6 protein-coding genes and 1 pseudogene are annotated in these 7,464 nt (G+C 52.4%); 2 read left to right on the plus strand and 5 right to left on the minus strand.

Features of this window, described 5'->3' with window-relative positions:
- Window positions 1-242: 242 nt before the first annotated feature.
- The 5 genes from EK369_RS07965 to EK369_RS07985 form a co-directional block, all read right to left on the minus strand.
- Complete coding sequence (locus EK369_RS07965; RefSeq protein WP_127113230.1) at window positions 243-1,076, minus strand: carbohydrate ABC transporter permease; 834 nt, start codon at window positions 1,074-1,076, stop codon at window positions 243-245.
- A 1-nt stretch (window position 1,077) separates the two neighbouring features.
- Complete coding sequence (locus EK369_RS07970; RefSeq protein ID WP_127113232.1) at window positions 1,078-1,959, minus strand: carbohydrate ABC transporter permease; 882 nt, start codon at window positions 1,957-1,959, stop codon at window positions 1,078-1,080.
- A 50-nt stretch (window positions 1,960-2,009) separates the two neighbouring features.
- On the minus strand, window positions 2,010-3,359 hold the full coding sequence (locus tag EK369_RS07975) for an ABC transporter substrate-binding protein (protein ID WP_127113234.1): 1,350 nt from the start codon (window positions 3,357-3,359) through the stop codon (window positions 2,010-2,012).
- Between the two features lie 18 nt (window positions 3,360-3,377).
- Complete coding sequence (locus EK369_RS07980; RefSeq protein WP_127113236.1) at window positions 3,378-4,436, minus strand: ABC transporter ATP-binding protein; 1,059 nt, start codon at window positions 4,434-4,436, stop codon at window positions 3,378-3,380.
- 75 nt (window positions 4,437-4,511) lie between these two features.
- Window positions 4,512-5,870: a sulfatase gene (locus tag EK369_RS07985; protein WP_127113238.1), complete on the minus strand. Its 1,359-nt coding sequence runs from the start codon at window positions 5,868-5,870 to the stop codon at window positions 4,512-4,514.
- A gap of 120 nt (window positions 5,871-5,990) precedes the next feature.
- Here EK369_RS07985 and EK369_RS07990 point away from each other — a divergent pair, with 120 nt between their 5' ends.
- Together EK369_RS07990 and EK369_RS22135 are read left to right on the plus strand one after the other, a co-directional pair.
- Entirely contained in the window at window positions 5,991-6,872 is an 882-nt protein-coding gene (locus EK369_RS07990; RefSeq protein WP_127113240.1) for a LysR family transcriptional regulator, read from the plus strand.
- Window positions 6,873-7,020: 148 nt separating this feature from the next.
- Window positions 7,021-7,276 (plus strand): annotated as a pseudogene (locus EK369_RS22135) (IS6 family transposase); the annotation flags it as partial.
- Window positions 7,277-7,464 lie beyond the last annotated feature (188 nt).

Genomic DNA, 7,464 nt, shown 5'->3' on the forward strand with positions numbered 1-7,464 from the left:
GCCAGAGGTATCGCTGGCGGCCTCACAGAGATGAAAGTTTCGTCCACATGCCAATTCAGGCTCGATCGGATCAGCAGGCAGTGCCACCTCACTACCACCAAAAGGGTGTCTTGCGGGAACCGGTGATGTTTGAGCGGGTTTCGCCGAAGGCTTGGTCAAACATCAAACCTCCCGGCTCCACCATTTCGCAGACTGTCGCGACAGGACCCTTCTGTTTGATGGGTCCAAAAGCGGAGGCTTACTTAACGATCTGACCCTTGCGTTGCGCCTTGGACAAAGTGCCGCTGGATAAAGAAGCTGATTGCGAACATCGGGAGCAGGATGAAGGTGCCTGTGGCGGCCATCAGCTCCCAGCGATCACCCTCTTCAGTATAGAATGCATTCAGGGTCACGGGCAGGGTCACGGCCTCTTTCTTGGTCAGGATCAGAGCGTAGAGAAAGTCGTTCCATGAAAAGATGAAACAGAAGATGCCCGCCACAAAAAGTCCGGGAACACAGACGGGCAGAACAATGTCCCACACCACCCGCAGACGAGATGCGCCATCGATCATGGCTGCTTCCTCCATTTCTATGGGGATTGTGTCAATGAACCCTTTCAACATCCAGATGGCGAAGGGTAGCACAATAGATAGATTAATCCAGATCATGCCGGTCCAGGTGTCCAGCAGACCCAAGGTGCGAAACATCAGAAAGAACGGGAGCACCACCACCATCGGCGGGATGAATTGCGTGGCGAGAACACCAAAGAAAAGGGACTTCTTGTACTTCATCGGGAAGCGCGAAAAGCTATAGGCGGCCGCCAGCGCGGTTGGCACTCCGATCGCGACGGTAAAGGCGGAAATGACGATTGAATTCCACAGCTTTTGGCCAAGATAAAAAGGTTTGTCAAAGATCTGGCGGAAGTTATCCAACGTAGGTTCGAACCAAAGCGACATGGTGTAAACCGCTGAGAGCGGCTTAAAGGCCGTAAGGAATATCCAAAGGATCGGGCCCAAAAACACGAAGATGATCATGGCGATGCCAACCCCGCGCAGAAACGCAAAGGCGCGATCTTTGGTTTGTCGATCAAAGTCCATCTTACACTTCCTTCTCTTTTGGAAAGAGCAAACGGAAATAAACAACCGAAACACCAATCAGAAGTATGGCCAACACAAAGGCAATCGCTGATGCGTATCCCATGTCATAGGCATGAAATCCCTGGCGATAGGCATAATAAGTTAACGTTGCGGTGCTCGTCCCCGGGCCTCCGCCTGTGAGGAGGTAAACATACTCAAACATTTTGAATGAGAAGATTGTCTTGAGCACACAGGCGATTGCCAACACCGGTAAGAGCTGGGGAAGGACAACGGTCCAGAACCGCATCCAGGCCGATGCACCATCAACCGATGCTGCCTCAATCGTGTCACGGGGAATGGACAGCAGCCCACCGATCAGCATGAGCGACAGAAAAGGGGCCCAATGCCAGGTGTCTGTCAGGATCAGCCAGATCATCGCCCATGTACTATCCCCAAGCCAGTCGATTTCAGCGGCGAATGGAAAGATAAAGCCGATCAATCTGTCAAAAACTCCGAACTCCTGATTCAGAAAAAATCGAAACGAGGTGCCTTGTAGGGCAGGTGACATGGCAAATGGCAGCACGATGATTGTGCGTGTAACTGTGTAAATCTTTCCCTGCCGGGACAACAGTAGAGCAATCAGCAACGCGACAAGGATCGCAGAAACAACTGACCCGATGATAAAGGTAAAGGTCACGCCAACGGACTGCAGAAATGCCGGATCATCAAAAAAGGCACGCGCGTAGTTTTCGAACCAGACAAAATCGGTGGGAGCGCGAGATTTACTGAGACGCCATTCGTGGAAACTGGTCCAGATTGCATAGAGCAGCGGGTAAAGAACCGTCGCAGACACCAGCAAAAACGCCGGAGCAATAAACATGTATTTGAAGCTTCGGTCCGTCATATCATACCCTTGAGAGTTGCCCGGGCCCGCAGGAGGCCCGGACGCAGATCTTATTTCTGATCAACGAGTTTCTGAGCAGCCGCTGCGGCTGTATCCAGCGCTTCTTGCGGATCGGTCCCATTGCTGACCACATCAGAGATCGCATTCGCGATCAGCTGCTGAATTTCAGGCCAGGATTCCAACTGCGGGAAAATGCGGCTGTCGGCCAGACTTTTTGCGCCCGCCATATGCAGGCCACGGTTAGCCTCATTGACGTCTTCGTCTGTCAGGTTGGACTTGTGCAGAGCGACAATAACATTGCGGTCTGCCTTTTCGATGACGTTGCGCTTTTCCAGATCGGGGTTTGAGACCCATTTCAGGAATTCCCAGGCGGCTTCTTTGTCATCGGATTCCACGTTTATTCCGCTTGGCATCGATAGCGCGAATGTAACACCTTTGTCGCCATAAGCAGGCATTCCGGTAAAGCCAATCTGATCGGCCTGCAGTGTCGTATTCTTGCCCAGGATCCGCGAGCCGTAGTGCCACCACCAGCCCATGAAGAAGGCACTGTTTCCTGCTCCGACAGACAAGGACGATTCATACGGGTCCCGCGATTTGGCACCAGACGTGTTGACATCGAATTTGTTTTCAAGGTCAGCATAATACTGAAGCGCCTCAACACCTGCTGGAGAGTTGAAGACAACTTTGCCATCCGCGATCAACTCACCCCCGTTGGACCAAAGCAAGTTGACCCAGGTAAAGATGTTCTGGCCATTCTTGGGTGAATAGTAGTTAGCAACCCCAAGACCTTCTTTCTCTTTGATGACGGCAGCCACATTGACCAGGTCGTCCCAAGTCACAGGGACATCAAGACCATGTTTTTCAAGAAGGTCCTTGCGATAGAACAACAACTGCGCATGACCGCGCAGCGGCATCCCGTAGACCTCACCGTCATAGGTCGCGCCGGCTGCATGAGCGGCAAAATAGCGGTCCATTGAGATGCCGTCCGCATCCATTTGGTCATCCAAAGGTACCAGCATATCTTTCAACGCTGGCCCCCAGGCATCCAGATAGTTGATGACATCTGGGTCGCTATCGCCCGCGACCTTGACCGAGAGAATTTTCTCCAGCAGCGTCTTGAAGGGAACGAACTCAAATTCGACCTCAATGCCGGTCATATCAGTGAATTCCGCGACACGCTCAGAATGTCCTTCATATTGTGTCGCGACGGGTGCAAGATAAGTGATCTTTGTACCGTCATAGGGCTTGCCGGACTTCAACCCATAAGGCAGATCCTCGGCGAGTGCCGTGCCAAATGTCATAACACTCGCAACCGTGCCCAGCAGGGTTGAACGTAGGATTGTTCCGGTTTTTTCATGTAATCTTCGCATTTTTACCTCCCGGTATTGATTTTGGTTCATCGCGTTGTCCGCAACTTTTTAGGTTCGAATTCGTTCTTCTGTATCTGCGTCAAACAGGTAAAGACGATCCGGATTGAAGCTTAAACCAACCTTCTCATCTTGCTTTTTGCGCAGCCCTCGATCTGTCCGCGCGGTGACCCTCTGCTGACCAAACTGCAATGTCAGCATTACGTTTTCGCCTGTGTTTTCATATGCATAGACAGATACGTTCAGATCTCCGCCGCCCTCTTCATGCACCAAAATATCCTCAGCGCGCACGCCCAGAACAACACGCTCGCGATCTGGTGTATTCACGGCAACTGTCGATGTCCCACCCATGGTGATGAACCGGCCATTACGCACCGAGCCGTTTATCAGGTTCATGGCGGGTGACCCGATGAAGCCGGCCACAAACAGATTGGCCGGATCGTCAAAAATTTCAGTTGGTGGGCCGAGTTGCTGAATCACACCTTTTTTCATCACGGCAACACGGTCGGCAAGTGTCATTGCTTCGACTTGATCATGGGTCACATAGATCGTCGTGATCTTCAGCGCATTCGACAGGTGCTTTAGCTCTGCCCGCATGGAGACGCGCAATTTGGCGTCAAGATTGGACAGTGGTTCATCCATCAGAAAGACGCGTGGTTTGCGTACAATCGCTCGAGCTAGGGCGACGCGCTGTCGCTGCCCGCCTGAAAGTGCCCGTGGTTTGCGATCAAGAAAGTCCAGCATTTCAACCTGGCGCGCAGCTTCCTGAACCCGGCTTTCGATCTCACCTTTTGGGGTGCCACGAACCTTCAATGGATAGGCGATATTGCCATGCACTGTCATATGCGGGTAGAGGCCATAGTTCTGAAAAACCATGGCCACATCGCGGTCTTTTGCCAGTTCATCATTGACCCGTTGGCCATCAAATTCAATGTCGCCATCCGTGGGCATTTCCAGCCCGGAAATCATTCGCATCAGCGTGGTTTTTCCACACCCCGATGGTCCAAGAAGCACGAAAAACTCCTTGTCTTCGACCACCAAACTCTGATTGTCGACGCCAATGAAAGCGCCCCAGCGTTTACTTACGTTTCTTAGAGTGACCTTAGCCATCGTGGCATCGCCGCCTTATCATTTGTCGCCGCAACAAGAGCATGTGAATGAGCGGTCGGGAGAAAATCCGCCCACTCACAGTGCTCTACGAGGTGCGATGTTCGCCTCTTCGGTTCCGTGACGTTCCAGCCAATCGACATATTTGGCGTGAAGCTCCCGAACCTTCTCTGGGTTATCATTCGCAACATCTGTCCGATGTTCAGGATCTATCTTTGAGTTATACAGCGCGTGTGGGTCGCCTTCGATGGCGTAGACCAGTTCCCATTCGCCATCAAAGATCGTCGCCGGGCAAACCTCCAGAATTTCGCGTGGTACGTCATCCACCGCTTTTGATGTGCTGCGCAGGTTTTGTGCGTCAGCGTCGGCGGAAACAACGATATCACGATGGGTATCCGTGGTACCCTCCAGCACCGGCACAAGCGAGCGGCCATGCATGTCATCAGGGGCCTTGCTGCCAGCCATATCTATCACCGTTGGCGCGATGTCACATAGACTGAGCAGGCAGTCGTGCGTCTTACCTTTTAGTTTCGGGTGGTGCATGACAAAGGGCACGCGGGTTAATTCCTGGTGCAACGGGCAGGAATAATAGTACCCCCGCTCACCAAACCGCACCTTGTTCATTGGATGTTTTTTATCCCACAGGAACCGGCGCTTGCCAAAAATGTTGTGCTCGCCGAAATAGAATCCATGGTCAGAGGTAAACAAAACAACAGTGTCTTCAGCCAATCCAAGGCTTTCAATGCGCGCCATCATCCGACCGAACCAATGATCGATCATGGTAATTTCGCCCTTGTAACAAGCATGCGCAATTTCCAGTTCACGCGCAGTCACGCCGGAATCGTCCACATCCCAATAGGCAGGGTAGATCTGCTCGCCGTTATAGTCAGGCAGATAGCGTTTTACATAATGCGCTGGTGGGTCCCAGGGTTCATGTGGGTCCCATGGATCCAGATAGAGGAAGAACTTCTCCTCCGCATTGCGCTCAATCCAGTTGCAGGCCTCAGTGAACGTTTGTGCGGCAAAGCAATCGTTTTCACTACTCCAGGTTTTCTTGACGTCGCGGCCTTCGGGTCCCGCGCGCTGACCACGCACCCAGATGAAATCCTGATACCCTCGGTCATATCCATAACCGTTACGCACCAGGAAAGGATTGTCGGCAATACCACAGGTCAGGTAACCCGCCTTGCTCATACATTCCGCCATTGTGGTTTGCGACTTGGGCAACGCATCCCAGCCCATGAAGGTGAAAGCAAACTTGCCCGTTGCGATATCAGCCCGTGCCGGAACAGTTGGAAAAGATCCCAGGCGGCAATTGTTGAAAACTTGTGCGTTCTGGGCAAACTTCTCAAGGTTTGGCGCAAAAATCTCTGTCGTGTTGAAGCCTGGGAAATGGTCCAACCGAAAAGTGTCGGACACCACAACTATGATGTTCATTCGTTCATCCTGTCGTAACTAGTTTGGCGAGTTCGCCGCTGTTAACCAAATGATAAGCTTGACAGAGAGGTGCATTCAAATTCATTATTTTCCAAAAGTACTTCACAAATTGAAGGTGATATGGAAAATCTCCATCTCCTCAACAGGTTTCTGGTCGTCGCGCGCGCAGGCAGTATTGGCAAAGCTGCGCGCCAGCTTCACATCACACCGCCTTCGCTGACCAAATCAATCCACTCACTGGAAAAAAGCTATGGCGCTGAATTGTTTGAACGGCACTCTAAAGGTGTAAGTCTGAGTCCGTTTGGTGAACGTTTACTGACACATGTCCAGGTGATTGACCGCGAAATTCAGTTTGCTGAAGCGGAAGTCAAAGCCTTCCGCGAGGGTCAACAGGGTGTGCTGAGAATCGGGGCGATTCCGGTTTGGGGCTACCATTTGCTTCCCTCAGCGATCGCCAAAATGCATCAGCACTACCCGGCTGTGAGGGTGGATCTTTCGATCGGCCCCATTAATCAGCTTGAGCCGGCCTTGCGCAACGGCGACATCGACATTTTGGCAGGCGCCGATGGGCACAGTCTCGACGAATTGCCACCGTTTCTTGAAAAAGCGGATGGCCCGGAAATTCGAATTCAATTGGTTGCCAATGCAACACATCCCTGTCGCGGGGCAGATCCGGGGCGAATGCTGGACTACCCGTGGGTCATGTTCGGCAGTGATCCCCAAAGCATCGATGGCTATCTCAGGCGCATTGAGGAACTGACTGGCGGCATTCCTAATTTTGCCATGACTTCGCAGTCAATAATCGCCGTCGCCGAGATCATCAAATCTGGCGAATACATCACTTGGTTGGCGGAGCCGGTTCTTAAATTTCTGGAAATGGATGCCATCCAACCCATCAGGACCAAACACCCGTTCATGACAATCAATTCGTGCCTCGTCTACCGTCAGAGTCTTAAGGGCGTTGCATCGTTCAATGTTCTCAAACGGCACTGCATTAGCTGACAATGCCAACCAACATGCTGCCAAGTGCAACGACAGAGAACTACAAGAGCCAATAACCACCTTGCGGCGATTCTGGGCAGTGTCGAAATGTACGGACGGTATTGCAGTAGTTCAGATTGAGTGATCCAGATAGCTCGCGCGAAAGAACATCCCAACGATCAAGCCACGCTTAAAGGGATTTCGCTTTCCTCGTGAGATCATTGCGTGCGCGGTTTGGGCTAACCATTGCTTCGTAGTGAGCACATCTGACGTCGAGGAGTGTTGGCTGCGAGGGGTGTGACCATCAGCCAGGAAGCAGTTCGGCTGCGGGCCATCGCATTGGTCAAGGATTTGCGGGCCGCATCGGACGGGATCGTCCACGGCCGAATGACGGGTGCCTCTTGGACGAAGTCCTGATCATGATCCTGCCTTTGACAGTACCGTCTGACAACAACAGTCGAGAAACTTGCGACGGCACCGTCCCGGGTCAGGTGCCGATTGGCCCGCTTTAAGTGCGGGCGTTTTCAAAGGCTGTCCAGGCCCGTTCAAAAGCGTCAAAGTCAAAGCCGGGCGCGCGGGCGGGGGCCAGCACCAGCTTTTCGGTTTCCAGAAG

The sequence above is a fragment of the Shimia sediminis genome (assembly GCF_003990645.1).
In the GTDB taxonomy this organism is placed as follows: Bacteria; Pseudomonadota; Alphaproteobacteria; order Rhodobacterales; family Rhodobacteraceae; genus Shimia; species Shimia sediminis.

Excerpts from the sequence above, each read along its gene's own strand:
- EK369_RS07965 (WP_127113230.1), bottom strand. The coding sequence starts at position 1,076 with ATGGACTTTGATCGACAAACCAAAGATCGCGCCTTTGCGTTTCTGCGC.
- EK369_RS07970 (WP_127113232.1), bottom strand. The coding sequence starts at position 1,959 with ATGACGGACCGAAGCTTCAAATACATGTTTATTGCTCCGGCGTTTTTG.
- EK369_RS07975 (WP_127113234.1), bottom strand. The coding sequence starts at position 3,359 with ATGAACCAAAATCAATACCGGGAGGTAAAAATGCGAAGATTACATGAA.
- EK369_RS07980 (WP_127113236.1), bottom strand. The coding sequence starts at position 4,436 with ATGGCTAAGGTCACTCTAAGAAACGTAAGTAAACGCTGGGGCGCTTTC.
- EK369_RS07985 (WP_127113238.1), bottom strand. The coding sequence starts at position 5,870 with ATGAACATCATAGTTGTGGTGTCCGACACTTTTCGGTTGGACCATTTC.
- EK369_RS07990 (WP_127113240.1), top strand. The coding sequence starts at position 5,991 with ATGGAAAATCTCCATCTCCTCAACAGGTTTCTGGTCGTCGCGCGCGCA.